This window comes from Paraburkholderia edwinii (genome assembly GCF_019428685.1).
GTDB classification, from domain to species: Bacteria; Pseudomonadota; Gammaproteobacteria; order Burkholderiales; family Burkholderiaceae; genus Paraburkholderia; species Paraburkholderia edwinii.
Genome location: NZ_CP080095.1, coordinates 392880 through 407195 on the forward strand (window position 1 = coordinate 392880; position 14316 = coordinate 407195).

Annotated in this window: 13 protein-coding genes and 1 pseudogene; 11 read left to right on the plus strand and 3 right to left on the minus strand. The window is 60.7% G+C overall.

The window, feature by feature from the left end:
• Positions 1 to 38 precede the first annotated feature (38 nt).
• On the plus strand, positions 39 to 1187 hold the full coding sequence (locus KZJ38_RS01660; RefSeq protein WP_219798502.1) for a branched-chain amino acid ABC transporter substrate-binding protein: 1149 nt from the start codon (positions 39 to 41) through the stop codon (positions 1185 to 1187).
• A 158-nt stretch (positions 1188 to 1345) separates the two neighbouring features.
• On the opposite strand, the gene KZJ38_RS01665 is transcribed toward KZJ38_RS01660, so the two are convergent.
• Both KZJ38_RS01665 and KZJ38_RS01670 read right to left on the minus strand, forming a co-directional pair.
• Entirely contained in the window at positions 1346 to 2500 is a 1155-nt protein-coding gene (locus tag KZJ38_RS01665; protein ID WP_219798503.1) for a porin, read from the minus strand.
• 207 nt (positions 2501 to 2707) lie between these two features.
• A complete protein-coding gene (locus tag KZJ38_RS01670; protein ID WP_219798504.1) occupies positions 2708 to 3643 on the minus strand; it encodes a LysR family transcriptional regulator in 936 nt (311 codons plus the stop codon).
• A 696-nt stretch (positions 3644 to 4339) separates the two neighbouring features.
• Here KZJ38_RS01670 and KZJ38_RS01675 point away from each other — a divergent pair.
• A complete protein-coding gene (locus tag KZJ38_RS01675) occupies positions 4340 to 4939 on the plus strand; it encodes an FUSC family protein (protein ID WP_246641605.1) in 600 nt (199 codons plus the stop codon).
• A gap of 59 nt (positions 4940 to 4998) precedes the next feature.
• Here the strand turns inward: KZJ38_RS01675 and KZJ38_RS01680 are convergent, their stop codons facing one another.
• Positions 4999 to 5403: a GFA family protein gene (locus KZJ38_RS01680; protein ID WP_219798505.1), complete on the minus strand. Its 405-nt coding sequence runs from the start codon at positions 5401 to 5403 to the stop codon at positions 4999 to 5001.
• Positions 5404 to 5613: 210 nt separating this feature from the next.
• Here KZJ38_RS01680 and KZJ38_RS01685 point away from each other — a divergent pair, with 210 nt between their 5' ends.
• From KZJ38_RS01685 to KZJ38_RS01725, 9 genes and pseudogenes are all read left to right on the plus strand, one after another.
• Positions 5614 to 6696: a LacI family DNA-binding transcriptional regulator gene (locus KZJ38_RS01685; protein WP_219798506.1), complete on the plus strand. Its 1083-nt coding sequence runs from the start codon at positions 5614 to 5616 to the stop codon at positions 6694 to 6696.
• A 245-nt stretch (positions 6697 to 6941) separates the two neighbouring features.
• Positions 6942 to 7787 (plus strand): hypothetical protein, encoded by an 846-nt coding sequence (locus KZJ38_RS01690; protein WP_219798507.1) that lies wholly within the window; start codon positions 6942 to 6944, stop codon positions 7785 to 7787.
• Between the two features lie 447 nt (positions 7788 to 8234).
• Positions 8235 to 9125, plus strand: coding sequence for a LysR family transcriptional regulator (locus tag KZJ38_RS01695; RefSeq protein ID WP_219798508.1), 891 nt, complete (start codon positions 8235 to 8237; stop codon positions 9123 to 9125).
• A gap of 157 nt (positions 9126 to 9282) precedes the next feature.
• Positions 9283 to 10068 carry an SDR family oxidoreductase gene (locus KZJ38_RS01700; protein ID WP_219798509.1) on the plus strand — a complete coding sequence of 262 codons (786 nt, stop codon included), beginning with the start codon at positions 9283 to 9285 and terminating at the stop codon, positions 10066 to 10068.
• Positions 10069 to 10101: 33 nt separating this feature from the next.
• Positions 10102 to 10830, plus strand: a complete 729-nt coding sequence (locus KZJ38_RS01705) for a ribonuclease activity regulator RraA (RefSeq protein WP_219798510.1) — start codon at positions 10102 to 10104, stop codon at positions 10828 to 10830.
• A 218-nt stretch (positions 10831 to 11048) separates the two neighbouring features.
• Positions 11049 to 12323: an MFS transporter gene (locus KZJ38_RS01710; RefSeq protein ID WP_219800063.1), complete on the plus strand. Its 1275-nt coding sequence runs from the start codon at positions 11049 to 11051 to the stop codon at positions 12321 to 12323.
• 239 nt (positions 12324 to 12562) lie between these two features.
• Complete coding sequence (locus tag KZJ38_RS01715; RefSeq protein ID WP_219798511.1) at positions 12563 to 13252, plus strand: glycosyltransferase family protein; 690 nt, start codon at positions 12563 to 12565, stop codon at positions 13250 to 13252.
• 509 nt (positions 13253 to 13761) lie between these two features.
• Entirely contained in the window at positions 13762 to 14004 is a 243-nt protein-coding gene (locus KZJ38_RS01720) for a SymE family type I addiction module toxin (protein ID WP_219798512.1), read from the plus strand.
• 103 nt (positions 14005 to 14107) lie between these two features.
• A pseudogene (locus KZJ38_RS01725) lies at positions 14108 to 14293 on the plus strand (type II toxin-antitoxin system VapB family antitoxin); the annotation flags it as partial.
• Between the last annotated feature and the right edge of the window lie 23 nt (positions 14294 to 14316).

Sequence of the window (14316 nt, forward strand, 5' to 3'; positions counted from 1 at the left end):
ACATCCGCTCCATCCACACCTGGTACCAAGGAGATGATATGCAACACACGATGAAAAAGCTGGCAGGCGCAACGCTGGTTGCCGCTATGTCGCTTGCGGGGGCCGCGCACGCTCAGCAGGTTGAAGAAGTGAAGATCGGTTTCGCGGGCCCGATGACCGGTGCGCAGGCACACTACGGCAAGGATTTCCAGAACGGCATCACGCTCGCGGTCGAAGACTTCAACGCGACGAAGCCGACGATCGGCGGCAAGCCGGTTCGCTTCGTGCTCGACGTCGCCGACGACCAGGCCGACCCGCGCACGGGCACCACGGTCGCGCAGAAGCTCGTCGACGACGGCATCAAGGGCATGCTCGGTCACTTCAACTCGGGCACGACGATTCCGGCTTCGCGCATCTACGCGAACGCGGGCATTCCGCAGATCGCGATGGCGACCGCGCCTGAATACACGCAGCAAGGCTTCAAGACCACGTTCCGGATGATGACGTCCGATACGCAACAAGGTTCGGTGGCCGGCACGTTCGCGGTGAAGAACCTCGGCATGAAGAAGATCGCGATTATCGACGACCGCACCGCATACGGCCAGGGTCTGGCCGATCAGTTCGAGAAGGCGGCGAAGGCGTCGGGCGGCAAGATTGTCGACCGTGAATTCACGAACGACAAGGCCGTCGACTTCAAGTCGATCCTGACCAAGCTGAAGGCGATGAACCCGGACCTGATCTACTACGGCGGCGCCGATTCGCAGGCCGCGCCGATGGTCAAGCAGATGAAGTCGCTCGGCATCAAGGCGCCGCTGATGGGCGGCGAGATGGTGCGCACGCCGACGTTCCTGAGCGTCGCCGGCGATGCGGCGAACGGCACGGTGGCGTCGCTCGCGGGCCTGCCGCTCGAAGAAATGCCGGGCGGCAAGGACTATGTCGAGAAGTACAAGAAGCGCTTCAACGAAGACGTGCAGACGTACTCGCCGTACGCGTACGACGGCGCGATGGCGATGTTCGACGCAATGAAGAAGGCGAACTCGACCGATCCGGCGAAGTACCTGCCGGTGCTCGCGAAGACCAACATGCCGGCTGTGACGACGAAGGATCTGGCGTACGACAGCAAGGGCGACCTGAAGAACGGCGGCATCACGCTGTACAAGGTTGTCGATGGCAAGTGGACGACGCTGGAGAGCGTGGGCGGCAAGTAAGCCGCTCTCGCCAGAGCCGGTGCACGCTTCAGAGCCGGTGCACGCTTTGCACCGGCAACCGGCAACCGGTGACGTAGACGTAAGCGAAGGCCCCGCGAGCGGAAACGCGCTCGCGGGGCTTTTTTTTGAACCGTTGCCGTGGGCGGGCCAACCGGCGGCTAGAAGCGGTGAATCATGGCCACGCGGTACACGAGCTGATTCGGCGATGAAGAGGCGCCGGGGGCGAGGATGCTCTGGGCATCGTCGAACTGCGTGCCGGTATGCGCGCTCTCGACGTGCTGATAAGCGCCCTGAACGTAGACGGATGTGCGCCCGCTCAAGTCGTAGTCGAGCATCAGCGCGAGGCTATGCCAGCGCGGAGCGAAGTCGCCTTCCGTGGACGACAGGTTGCCCCATGTGTACGTGTACGAGGCCGCGATCCACAGGTCGGGCTTGAAGTAGTAGTCGCCGTTCACCTGAAGATTGTCGAACCGCCAGCCTGTCCAGGTGCCGCCGTTGGCGGGATTCTGATCGCCGCTCAGGAATGCATTGTTCGTCGGATCGTCGATTTTCGTATGCGAGTACGCCGCTCCCACCTGCAGATTGCTGAACTTGTATGCGACGCCCGCGTCGATGTTCTCCTGTGAAGACCCGCTGAACACGGAATCGTCCGTGACCGCGCCGGCCGTGCCGTTGCCCGGATGATCGATGCGCATATAGGCAGCCTCCGCGGTCAGACCGCCGTGCTGGTATTGCCCCGCCGCGCTGAACATCCGGTTATTCTGGAAGCCGCCCGCGGTATTGCTGAAGCCGTACATGGCCTCACCGGAGAGACCGCGGTAATTCGGCGTTGCGTACTTGATCGAGTTATTGACGCGGAAATCCCAATCGGCGTTGTCGTTGTCGAATGGGACCGCGCCGACGTCTCCGCCCCAGCTGCCTGCCGCGGTAATCGAACTGAACAGGTCGACGGTCGGATCGTACTGACGCCCGAGCGTGAGCGTGCCGTATCGGTCCGACTGCAATCCGACATAAGCCTGACGCCCGAACAGGCGTCCCTCCTGGCCGAATTCACCGTTACTGGCGTTGAAGCCGCCTTCGAGACGGAAGATAGCGGAAAGACCGCTGCCCAGGTCCTCGCTGCCCCTGACTCCCCAGCGGCTGCCTGCGGCATTGCCGCTGCGCATCTGCACGGCGGACCCCGATCCGGCGTTGTTCGTGAAGTTGACGCCTTCGTCGATCAGGCCGTACAGGGTGACGCTGTTTTGCGCGTGGGCTGCGCCGCACAGCATCATCAAGGGGAAGGCCAATACAGTCCATCTGGATCTCTTCATTGTGCGGGTTCTCAGCTTCTATTGACGAATCATGACTTTGGATGCCTAAGCATGTGACGTGACTTTCACAGTCATTGCTATGACGATGTGCTAAATGAATGTGAAGCCAGGTGCAGTCTATGAAGCCAATTTCCGCTGAATGCGGCGCAATCGAAAACTGAGAATTTCAGGAAGCCCCCACAATGCGCGGTCCGCGACGGCGCCGGCTCAGGCGACCGCGCGCAGCGGCAATGCGGCTCCCGACAGGCCGGCGGGCGATTGCCGAAACTGCTCGACCGTGAAGTCGATGAAATTGCGAACCTTCGTGGTCAGATAGTTGCGGCCCGAATAGACGATGGAGACGTAGCGGGTTCCGCCCGTGACCTCGTATTGCGGGAGAACGGTTTTCAGGGCGCCTGCTGCAATCTCGTCGGCGACAAAATGATAAGGAAGCAGTGCGATGCCCATGCCAGCCAGTGCCGCGGCGCGGACCATCGAATAGCCGGTCGCGCTGAGCGGGCCGCAAGCATCGATCCGCTGGATGCCGTCGATACCGGAGAACTCCCAGACGCGCGACTGCTCCGATAGCGTGAGCCGGTCGTGCTGGGCAAGCTGAGGCGGCGAGAGCGGCATGCCGCGTTCGGCCAGATAAGCGGGGGATGCGACCGCAACCTCCTGAACCGCGATCAGCTTGCGGCTGACGAGCGATGCGTTGACCGGATGACGGTTGGTCGCAAAGCAGATGTCGAAGCCGCCTTCGATCATGTCGATCTGTGTGTCGTAGGACGTCACCTCGAATTCGACGCGAGGATTGGCGACACGATAAGCGCGGAACAGCGGCGCGAGCTCGGTATTCGCAAAAGGAACCGGCGCGGCGATGCGCAGCATGCCGCTGGGATTGCGCGTCGCCCGCAAAAGATCGGACTCGACCTGATCGAACTTTTCGATCACGGCGCGGCAACCTTCGAGGTACAGACGGCCGGTTTCGGTGAGCGAAAGACTGCGCGTCGAGCGGTTCAGCAAGCGCATGTTCAGATGCGCCTCCAGCATGCTGACGCTTCGCGTGACCGCCGCAGCGGACATGCCGAGCTGCCGCCCGGCGACGCTAAAGCTGCTCAGTTCGACGACGCGCATGAACACGCGCATGGCTTGTAGCTGATTCATTTTGCAGGCCTTGCGAACGAAGTCGCGCTGGTGATCGCGGCAAGGATCGTAAGCCGGTCGTGCAGGCGGCACACATCGTTTGCACGCGGGTTGTTCCGTAAACGTCAGCGATTATCGGATCGCGCGAGACGCGCCTATTTAAAAAGACATGAACCGAACATGAAAATTAATTTACCTGGGGCGCCCGCGTGCACGGGCGGCGGGCCATCCCGATCGCGTTAAATTTCTCTTCATGTTTGTGTTCGCGTAACGGAACCCTTGCGTCTCTATGCTGGCTTCCACGGGCTCGCGCGAAGAAGCGACGCCCGGCCCCGATCCGGGTGAACGAGGGATTCGCCGCGCGACGGCAAGTCCAGTGTTTCGATATGAAGGGACGTGAACGGACATGAAACGACACATCATCGTGAAGACTTGGCGCGCCGCTCTAGGCGTCGCGGCTGCGGCGGCGCTATCAGGCTGCGCCGGCTTACATGGACAGCCCAATGGTCCCGGCGACTGCGTTGGGCCACCGGGATTCTGCGTGCCGTATTTCGGTGCGAACGCAATCGTTCCCGATATGCAGCCGGCGCGCGCCTATGCGGCTTTTCACCGGTTATCGCCGGCAACCGGTCGAAGCGTTGACGCATAATGAAGCGCATTTGAAGCGCATCGCTTGCGTGCGCGGCATGGCAGATGCTGCGCATCGGGAACCCGCCTATGACCGACGACCACACCAAAACGATGAACGACACGAGGCAAACGCGACACGAAGCGCGAACTCGCGCTGCCGATCTACTGGTCGGCCTGGTGAAAAGCCTGCCGTTTCGCGAGCGCGTCGTCGAGGGGTGCCTCGTCGCTTTGCAAGCGGTCTGCGGCGCGTGTCTTGCCTACGGTGCATCGATTGCGCTGCATACGCAGCAGCCGTTCTGGGCCGCGATTACCGCGATCGCGGTCACGCAGCATACCTACGCGGACACGCGCAATCTGTCGCGCGATCAGTTTATCGGCGCGATGGCGGGCGGGCTGTTCGGCTTCGTCGGCGCGTCGCTTGGAGCGGGCGCGCATGAGCTGCTCGGCTATGCGACGACGGTCGCGGCGGTCATCGTCGCGTGCTGGTGCGTGAATGTGGGCAGCGCCGCGCGTCTTGGGGCGATCACCGCGACGATCGTGCTACTCGTACCGATGCAAGGGCCGTTGTGGGATGTGCCCCTGTTTCGGCTGATCCAGGTCGTGATCGGTACGCTGTCGACGCTCTTCGTCAGCTGGCTCTTTGGTTGGGGGCAGCGCAGGATTACGCAGATGCGTAGCTCGCAATGAGCGCGTCGAGTCATGCGGAGTCGCGTCGGATCGGGTCGCCCGGTCGCTTTGCCGGCCGATCACGGACTTCGTGAAAAAAGTGTCGCGCCCGCGACCGGATCGAGCCACTCCGGTGCGTGATCGGTGTAAATCTCTCTTTGCGGCTGCAGGCCTTCCATGCTGTCGAGTGTGCCCGCCTTCACGATGGCCATGCCGGGCATTACGACAGACTTCGTGACGACAGGCGATCCGCATTCCGCGCAGAAATGACGGAATGACGGCTGTCCGCTATCGCCGGTCGTGACGTAGAACTTCGTCTCGCCGAACTGCTCGTAGTCGGCCTCCTTGACGATAAGGTTGAACGAGAATGCGCTTCCGCTCTGCTTCCGGCAGAGCGAGCAATGGCATATCGCGGCAGCTTGCGGTTCGCCTTTCAAGATGTAGCGGACCGCGCCGCACGCGCAGCCTCCTTTGCGTTCCTGCATGATGGGTTTCCTGAACGATGATGAAATTTATCGAAAACGATTTCGATAAAAAGATAGCAGTGGACTCCGAAAAACTCAAGGGAATTTGCCGGAAGTGCGAAATCGTTTTGTCCTATGAGGGTAATAGAGCGCGCCCGATACGGTGAGCCGTCGTAGAATGTCGAATCGTTTTCGATGCCACGATCGAAGCGGACTTCACGAAAACTTCGAATGAACATCCAGGAATTTGCAGCGAGGCTCAAGCTTTCGGTCAGTACCGTGTCGAAAGCATTGAACGGCCGGGAGGACGTCAGCGCCGCGACGCGTCAGCGGGTGCTTGAGGCCGCCGAGCAATACGGCTTCTCTCCGGACCCGGCCGCGCGCCGCTTGCGGCGGCAAACGGCCGACACCATCGCGTTCGTCGTATCGGCTCCGCAGACCTCGTTCGCGCATCCGTTTTTCCTCGACATGCTCGCCGGCGTGAACGAGGCGATGGACGACAGCGGCTTGCAGGTGATCGTGGCGTCCGCGCGAAGCGTGGAGGGCGAGCTCGATGTGTTCAAGCGGCTGATCGAGCGCCAGCGAGTCGATGCGTTATTGTTCGGGCGCACGCGCCGGAAGGATGAGCGGATCGCCTATCTGCTCGAGCGCGATATTCCGTTCGTCGCTTTCGGCCGAAGCGAGACGTCCGACCAATTTCCGTTTGTCGATATCGATCACAGCGTGGTTGGGCGCACCGGTTGCGGGCGCTTTATCGCGCTCGGGCATCGTCGCATCGCGCTTGTTCATGCGCCGGAATACCTGATGTTCAGCTATCTCGAGCGCGTCGGTTACGAAGAGGCGTTGCGTGCTGCCAGCATCCGGTTCGACAAGGATCTCTGCGTCGAAACGGCGATTTCCGAAGAAGGTGGCGCGGATGCGGTCCGAAGACTGCTCGCGCTGCCGAACCCGCCGACCGCGATCGTCTGCGGTCACGATCTGCTTGCATTGGGCGTGATGCGCGGCATCTCGGAGACGGGGCGCGTGCCGGGCCGCGATATCGGTGTGATCGGTGGGGACAATCATCCGATCGGGCGCTACGTGCAGCCCGCGCTGACTACCTTCTCGGCGGAGACGCATCGCGCGGGCAAGCGGATGGCGCAGATGCTGATCGAGCGGATCAACGGCACGGCGCCGCAGGAACTGCAGGAGATCTGGGCGCCCGAACTGATCGTTCGCTCTTCCGATGGGCCGAAACGCGTTGCGGAAGGGGCGGCGGCTGAAAGCAAAAGTAAAGCCGCGACGCCCAAACGAGCGCGCGCCGTGCGGACTTAGTAACCCGTATCGCCTGCTTTTAACCCACTACGAATAGCTTCCTTGTCGCGCTTGGTTCGCAATTCTGAACTTTTGTGAATTGTCGCCAAAGCGGAATCCCAAGGCTCTACGATCGGATGCGTTTATCGGTCTGATCTCACGAAGCAGCCTTCGATACGGGGATTCACATGCGCAAACTGGATAGGGCGGAGATTTGTCGGCGAACCGCCGTGGAACGGCCGTATTTCGCGTTCGACGAGCTATCTTTGAGCGCTGACGGAGCCGTGATCGGCGAGGTCCGACGCGAGCATGGTTTGGGCTACGAATGCGGTCCGCTGGGCGCTGCGGAAATTGGCCGGCATCTTGCGATTCTCGGCTCGTGTGCGGCAGCGGCCCATGCGATTAGCGATGAACGCCTGTACTACCTGGCCACGCATGCCGAGTTGCGAAGACATGGCGTTGCTCACGGAAGCCTTCCTTCGGCGCGCGCCACATGCCGCGGCACCGCGACCATCGTCGAACGCACTGCGCGGACGCTTTCCGCGCAAACGACCATGCAGATCGGCGACGATGCGCCGTTCGTTTCGCTGTTCGTGCAATACCGCGTATTGAGCGAGCTGCTTTTCGCGCGGTTGTTTTCGCATCTCGCGGTGGGCTCGGACCATACTGGCATCACCTCACCGTACGTTGAACCGATTCCGCTTGTGTGGTCCGAACCGCGCGGTCATTCGATCGTTGCGCGAAATCACGGACTCTCCGCGCGCGAGTGCGCGGGGCACTTCAGAGGTTATCCGGCTTGGCCCGTTGCGATAATCGCTTCGTGCATGCTGAGAACCGTCGAGCGGTTGCTGCATTACGCGCTGCATTTTCCGGTTCAGTGGGTGATGGATAGCTGCGAACTCGATGCGCTCGAATTGATTCCGGCTGCTGCGTCGGTGGTGTTTTCAACGAGGTATCGTGGTGCAGTAGCGGGTGAAATGCAGCATGCGTTCATCTGCGAAGCGCACGTAGGCGACAAACTCTGCGCGCGGATGTCGACGGTGGTCAGCGTGCAAGGAGCAGCGCGCGATGTCGCTGCCTTTGAAACTGCCAGCAGCTTGACGGTATCGTGAAGTCAAAATGAGAGGACCGGGGGCTCGCCCCGGTCCGCATCGGTACTACGCAGTCGCGACCCTGTCTGGCTCGCGGAGCCCGTCTTGCGCCGCGATTTACAGCGCGTGCTTGACGGCGTTGGCAGAGTCCGTCAGATCCTTGCCCGCCCCTGCGACCGTGTTGCAACCCACCAGGGCCAGCAGGCCACCCATCAACAACGACATAGCGATTAAGCGCTTAAACATACTCACCGACCTCCGACTTGTTTCATTAACCACGAGTGTGAATCTACCGCTTTTCCTTACAATCAGGAACGGATCGATGCGGGGCGAGTATAAACGATGCGGCCTTGCGGGCGGCTTAAGGGCGCGCGGCGGCGGATTGCGGGCGACGCGGTTTGCCAAGCGGCTATAAGATCGTCAGGTTGACCATTTCAACCGCTTCAAGACGGGACAGAAAACCGCATCATGATCCGCTACCTTCGCACCTTCGTCGTCGCGGCCGAGGCCGAGTCGTTCTCGGCGGCCGGTAATCGGCTCGGGCTCACGCAATCCGCTGTCAGCACGCAGATTCGACGGCTCGAAGACGAGCTCGGCTTTCCGCTATTCGATCGCAAGGCCAAGTCGGTCACGCTGTGCAACGAAGGGCGACATGCGCTCGAACAGGCGACGCAGATTCTCGATCTGTTCGACGGCATGAAGCAGCAGCGCGGTTTTCCTGACCCACGCGGCTTGAACATCGGCGCGATCTCGACGGTTCAGGCGAGCCTGTTGCCGAAGGCGCTGCAGCATTTTAGACGCGCGCAGCCGGCGGCGTCGATCAATATCGCACCGGGTGTGTCGACCGAACTGCTCGCTAAAGTCGACTCGCACGAACTCGATCTCGCGGTGATGCTCAAGCCGCGCCTCGGCTTGCCGCCGGACCTCAAATGGATTCCGCTGATTCAGGAACGCTATGTCGGCATTGCGCCGAAGGGCACGCCCGGCGATCTCGCCGAAGTGTTGCGCACGCAACCGTTTATTCGCTACGACCGACGCTCGCCTGGTGGCCAGCTTGTCGACCGCTATCTGAAGCAACACGGGCTCGCAACGATGGACACGATGGAGCTCGACGAACCCTCGGTCATCCTGAATATGGTCAGCGAAGGGCTCGGTTGTTCGATCATTCCGGGCGACCTCGTTCCGGTGAGCAAAGTGCGCGGCATCAGGACGCTGCGATTGCCTGGCAGTCCGCTGATTCGTGAGATCGGCATACTCGCGCGTCTCGAAGTATTCGACCGCCCATCGACGCAAACTTTCGTCGACAGCCTCACCGTGCAGGCCGCGAAAATCGGCAAGCGTTCCAGCCGGTCCAACTGACGAGCTATCTAATTTTCTTAGGCTCAGCCCCGTAAATTTCCGTTTTACAGGCAAATTCGCTCGTTCCTATACTGGCTTTCAACTTCGATCGTGACGCGGGCCTCAAGGAGACGAGGTCCGTGCAGTCGTCCGGTCGACTGCCTAAGTGAGGACCTCAGTGGATTTGCAACTGAATGGCAAAGTGGCGCTCGTACTCGGCGCCGGTGGCGGCCTGGGCGGCGCAATTGCGCGCGCGCTCGCCGGCGAGGGTGTGCGCGTCGCAGTGGCCGATGTCGATCTGGCCGCAGCGGAAAAGACATCTCACGCGATCAACGATGCAGGCGGCCGCGCGCTGTCCGTGCAATGGGATCTCGCCGATCTCGCGAGCATCGACGGGCATGTGAGCAAGATCGAAAGCGAACTGGGCCCCGTCGATATCCTCGTGAACAACACGGGCGGACCGCCGCCGACGCCGGCGAGCGGACAGGATCCGGCGCTCTGGCGCAAGCATTTCGACAGCATGGTGCTGTCCGTGGTCGCGATTACGGACCGCGTGCTGCCGGGCATGAAGAGCCGCAAATACGGCCGGATTATCACAAGCACGTCGTCGGGCGTGGTTGCGCCGATTCCGAATCTTGGTCTTTCGAATGCGCTGCGGCTGTCGCTGGTCGGCTGGTCCAAGACGCTCGCGAAAGAGGTTGGCCGTGATGGCGTGACCAGCAACATCGTGCTGCCGGGCCGCATCGCGACCGATCGCATCCGCTTCCTCGACGAAGCGAAAGCGAAGCGCGAAGGCCGTTCGGTTGAAGACGTGTCGGCCGAAAGTACAGGTTCGATTCCGGTCGGCCGCTACGGCGAGCCGCGCGAATACGGCGACATGGTTACGTTCCTCGCGAGCCCGCGTGCGTCGTACATCACGGGGTCGACGATCCGCATCGATGGCGGACTGATCGCGAGCGTCTGACTCCCTCCCTTCCTTCAAATACACAAACGAACTATGACAACCGAATTCAAGCCTCTCGAAGCAGGCGTGATCTCTGCGCTTGCAGGCGTGTCGACTGCCACGCTGACGACGGTGTTGCTCAAGCACGGCCTGCGCAATGTGTGGCTGCGCGGCACGCGGCCGATCGCGCCGGGCCAGCCGCGACTCGTCGGACGCGCGTTCACGTTGCGCTTTGTACCGGCCCGCGAGGACCTCGCGACGCCGGCCTCGTGGGGCTCGCCGATTTCGACGCGCGCTGCGATCGAGGCGATGCCCGACGGTTGCATCGCGGTGGTTGACGCGATGGGTGTGACCGATGCCGGCATCTTCGGCGACATCCTCTGCTCGCGCATGCACAAGCGCGGCGTGGCGGGGCTCGTGACGGACGGCGTGGTGCGCGACGTGGAAGGCGTGCTGCAGAGCAAGCTGCCGGTGTGGTGCCAGGGGACGGCGGCGCCGCCTTCGGTGGCGAGCCTCACGTTCGTCGGCTGGCAGGAGCCGATTGCGTGCGGTGGCGTGGCGGTGTTCCCGAACGACGTGATCGTGATCGATCAGGACGGCGCGGTCGTGATTCCGGCCGCGATGGTGGACGAGGTGGTCGCGGCGTCGGTGGAACAGGAGCAGCTCGAGGGCTGGATCATGAACGAGGTCAATAACGGCGCATCGCTGCCGGGCCTGTATCCGCCGAATGAGGCGAATAAGGCGCGCTATGCCGAGTGGGCGAAGAAGAAGGGCGGTGCTTAAGGAGGGTTATTAGCTTTAACGGCCAGTCGTTGCGCGAATTGCGACGACTGGCGGTATCGGAACACGGAACACATCTGAGCGCATTGCAAAAACCAAATACGAAGCAATGAGCGAAGCAATGCGCGGAGGGGACACACATGACACAGGAAGTACGCGAGAACGCGGACGACTTCGCGCGTCTGCGCGGGGAAGAACGGCGCCACGCAACCGCCGCCGATATGAAAACGAGCTCGCGACTGTGGGGCATTTTCAGCGGGTCGATTGGTAATCTGATCGAGTATTACGACTGGTTCGTTTATGTCGGGCTCGAGATTTACTTTTCTAAAGAGTTCTTTCCGTCCGGGGACGCGACGGTATCGCTGTTAAGAACCGCGGCGGTCTTTGCGATCGGTTTTCTGGTTCGGCCGATTGGCGGCTGGGTGCTCGGCATTTACGCCGACAAGCACGGTCGACGCGCAGCGCTGCTGTTATCGGTTTCGATGATGTGTTTCGGCTCGCTGATGATCGGGCTCACGCCCGGGTATCAGACGATCGGGATTGCGGCGCCGGTGATTCTGCTGGTCGCGCGGATTCTGCAGGGCTTGAGCATCGGCGGCGAAGGCGGCAGCGCGGCCGCGTATCTGAGTGAGACTGCGCCGAAAGGCAGCCGCGGTTTCTATTCGAGTTTCCTCTATACGACCATTTCGCTCGGGCAACTGCTCGCGATGGGCACGCTCGTGCTGATGCAGCAGTTCTTTTTGACGGCCGAGCAACTGCAGAGTTGGGGCTGGCGAATTCCGTTTCTGATTGGCGCGTTGATTTCCGTGGTCGGGATTCTGCTGCGGCGGAATATGCAGGAGACGGAGTCGTTCGAGAAGCACGCGAAGAAGGCGAAAAAGGTCAGCGCGATTCGCGAAGCGCTGCGGCATAAGAAGGCTTGCTGGATGGTGTTTGGGCTGACGCTGGGTGGGTCGGTCGGGAACTATGCATTTGCGGCTTATATGCAGAAGTTTCTGGTGAATAGCGCGGGGATGGCTAAGGGCACGGCGAGTTTGATTTCGGTGTTGTCGTTGATTGGCTTTACCGTGCTGCAGCCGGTTTATGGTGCGTTGTCGGATCGGATTGGGCGCAAGCCGTTGCTGCTCACGTTCGGCATTCTCGGGACGTTCGGCACGGTGCCGCTGTTCACGTTCCTCAAGGGGACGCAAAGTCCTTATGTCGCGTTTGTGGTGGTGATGGCGGCGCTGGCGACGGTGGCGATGTATTCGTCGGTGAGCACGATTACCAAGGCTGAGCTGTTTCCGGTTGAAGTGCGGACGTTCGGGCTTGCGGTGCCGTATGCGATCAGCGTTTCTGTGTTCAGCGGGACGGTTGAGTACATCGCGCTGTGGACGCGCAAGGAAGGGCACGAGAACTGGTTCTTCTGGTACGTGTCGGCTTGTATCTGCGCGTCGTTGATTACCTATCTGTTGATGCCGGAGACGAAGAAGACTTCGTTGATTGATCGGGATTAAGGTGGGCAGAGGGCATCCAATTCGGGCGAAATGCAGGGAAATTCGGCGCTTACTCATCGAATCGGTTGCGCCGGGGGCCGATAGACTGCATCTACCTGTTAGTACGGCCACTGCGCGTCCGCAGAATGACGCACAGTGGCCGTGCTTTTGCCACACCGGGTCGATCGGCGACTGGATTGCAGCTAGCGCATCAACGCGACGTTGCAGGAGCGCCCGACCCAGTCGCCCATTCTTTGCCCATGAAGCCCATCCGATTAGTGTGTGGAACGCGAAGCACCCGGCAGCAATTCTCGACCGAGACCGCGCTGGGCCGCTCGCTGAAGCTGTACAACCATGATGCGCAGCACGCGCAGTTGCATCTGTTCGACACCAACAGTCGTGGGCTGTCCACGATCTATAACGAAGCGATTCGTTACGCTGAGCAGCAACCGGCGATTCTGGTGTTTATTCACGACGATATCTGGTTGCAGGATTTTTTCTGGCTTGAGCGGATACATGAGGCGGTTGCAAGGTTTGATGTGGTTGGGCTGGCCGGGAATACGCGGCGTGTGCCGCGGCAGCCGGCTTGGGCGTTTGTGTCGGCTGATTTCAAGTGGGATGAGCGTCGGTTTTTGAGCGGCACGGTGGGGCACGGCAAGGGGTTTCCTTGTGAGAACGTGTCTTCGTTCGGGCCGGCGGGGCAGGAGTGCAAGCTGCTCGATGGGCTGATGTTGATTGCGGATAGCGCGAAACTGGTTGAGACCGGGCTGCGCTTTGACGATCAATTCAAGTTTCACTTCTACGACATGGATTTTTGTCGTCAGGCGGAACTGAAAGGGCTAAGGATGGGGACGTGGCCGCTTTCGGTGGTGCATGAGAGCGGTGGGGCGTTTGGGACGCCGAGCTGGCGGGAAGGGTATGAGCGGTATTTGCGGAAGTATGGGGAGTAGGGACGCCCTTTGCTGAGCTCCTCTCGCCCGCTGGTTTGAGCGGTAAGTAAGTGGCGCCTATAGGCGCCACGTTTCTTTGATTTTCTTCTTCTACGCAGATAAGCCCGCTGTGGCTTGTGATTAGCGCGTAGGACTCCACTCTCTTATTGCCTTAGGTTGCGCGCGACTGGTCGAGACAAACATCGACGGGTTGACCGTCTTTTCTTTGGCAATGTCTCTGCTTGACTAGGTTCTCCTCTGCGCGGCTCTCGCCTTGATCTGCGGACAAGAGTTGTCTTAGTTGTTCTCGCGTCTTAGCGAAATAATCGGACCTGTTGCATCTCCTGTAGCTAGTTTGCATTGTCCAAAATTATCCGGGAAAATTGGTTGGATCACTAAGTAACACGAACGTAGTCCCACACCGGACGAACTTCGCAAAAAGAGAGGACAGGAAGGAGAAGAAGCGCGAGCCGAATGGGCGGCAACCCAAACGACTCGCTAACCACAACCAACTCACTGGAGAGTTGAACATGGCTAAACGCAATCATAAAACAGAGGACGGCAATTCGGTTCGCTACCTGACCGTGTCGAAGCTACGCCAGCCGTTTTATCGGCCTAAGGGATGGCCGTTTTGGAAGAACACCCCGGCGGATTATCCGCCTGCGCCCTGGATTCGTCTGTCGGGGCGCTGGCTGGAGGACGCGGGGTTTGAGATTTCCGGCAAGGTTCGCGTGGAAGTGCAGAAGGGGAAGTTGGTGATTACGCCGGCTTGATTTGAGGGGTGACGGCCGGGGAGCTACGTTCTCCGGTCTTCGATGAGATCAGGTGTTGCGGCGCAAGGCGGGCCTCTACTTGGCGCGATTTTACGGAGCTTCCATGCGTACCACTATTGCGCTCGACGATGATTTGATCGCAAAGGCTCAAGCCTATACAGGCTTAGAAGAGAAAACGGCAATCGTGCGAGAAGCACTTAAAGCCTTGATCGAGCGTGAAGCCGCTAGCCGCCTCGCGAAGCTCGGTGGCAGTCAGCCAAGGATCAAGGGTGCGCCGCGTCGCCGGCAGGGCGACAGTGATCTCTCGCTGCA

Bases quoted from the DNA above. Each gene is read 5' to 3' on its own strand.
- KZJ38_RS01685 (WP_219798506.1), top strand. From the start codon at position 5,614: ATGAACATCCAGGAATTTGCAGCGAGGCTCAAGCTTTCGGTCAGTACC.
- KZJ38_RS01705 (WP_219798510.1), top strand. From the start codon at position 10,102: ATGACAACCGAATTCAAGCCTCTCGAAGCAGGCGTGATCTCTGCGCTT.
- KZJ38_RS01670 (WP_219798504.1), bottom strand. From the start codon at position 3,643: ATGAATCAGCTACAAGCCATGCGCGTGTTCATGCGCGTCGTCGAACTG.
- KZJ38_RS01715 (WP_219798511.1), top strand. From the start codon at position 12,563: ATGAAGCCCATCCGATTAGTGTGTGGAACGCGAAGCACCCGGCAGCAA.
- KZJ38_RS01720 (WP_219798512.1), top strand. From the start codon at position 13,762: ATGGCTAAACGCAATCATAAAACAGAGGACGGCAATTCGGTTCGCTAC.
- KZJ38_RS01665 (WP_219798503.1), bottom strand. From the start codon at position 2,500: ATGAAGAGATCCAGATGGACTGTATTGGCCTTCCCCTTGATGATGCTG.
- KZJ38_RS01680 (WP_219798505.1), bottom strand. From the start codon at position 5,403: ATGCAGGAACGCAAAGGAGGCTGCGCGTGCGGCGCGGTCCGCTACATC.
- KZJ38_RS01695 (WP_219798508.1), top strand. From the start codon at position 8,235: ATGATCCGCTACCTTCGCACCTTCGTCGTCGCGGCCGAGGCCGAGTCG.
- KZJ38_RS01660 (WP_219798502.1), top strand. From the start codon at position 39: ATGCAACACACGATGAAAAAGCTGGCAGGCGCAACGCTGGTTGCCGCT.
- KZJ38_RS01710 (WP_219800063.1), top strand. From the start codon at position 11,049: ATGAAAACGAGCTCGCGACTGTGGGGCATTTTCAGCGGGTCGATTGGT.
- KZJ38_RS01675 (WP_246641605.1), top strand. From the start codon at position 4,340: ATGACCGACGACCACACCAAAACGATGAACGACACGAGGCAAACGCGA.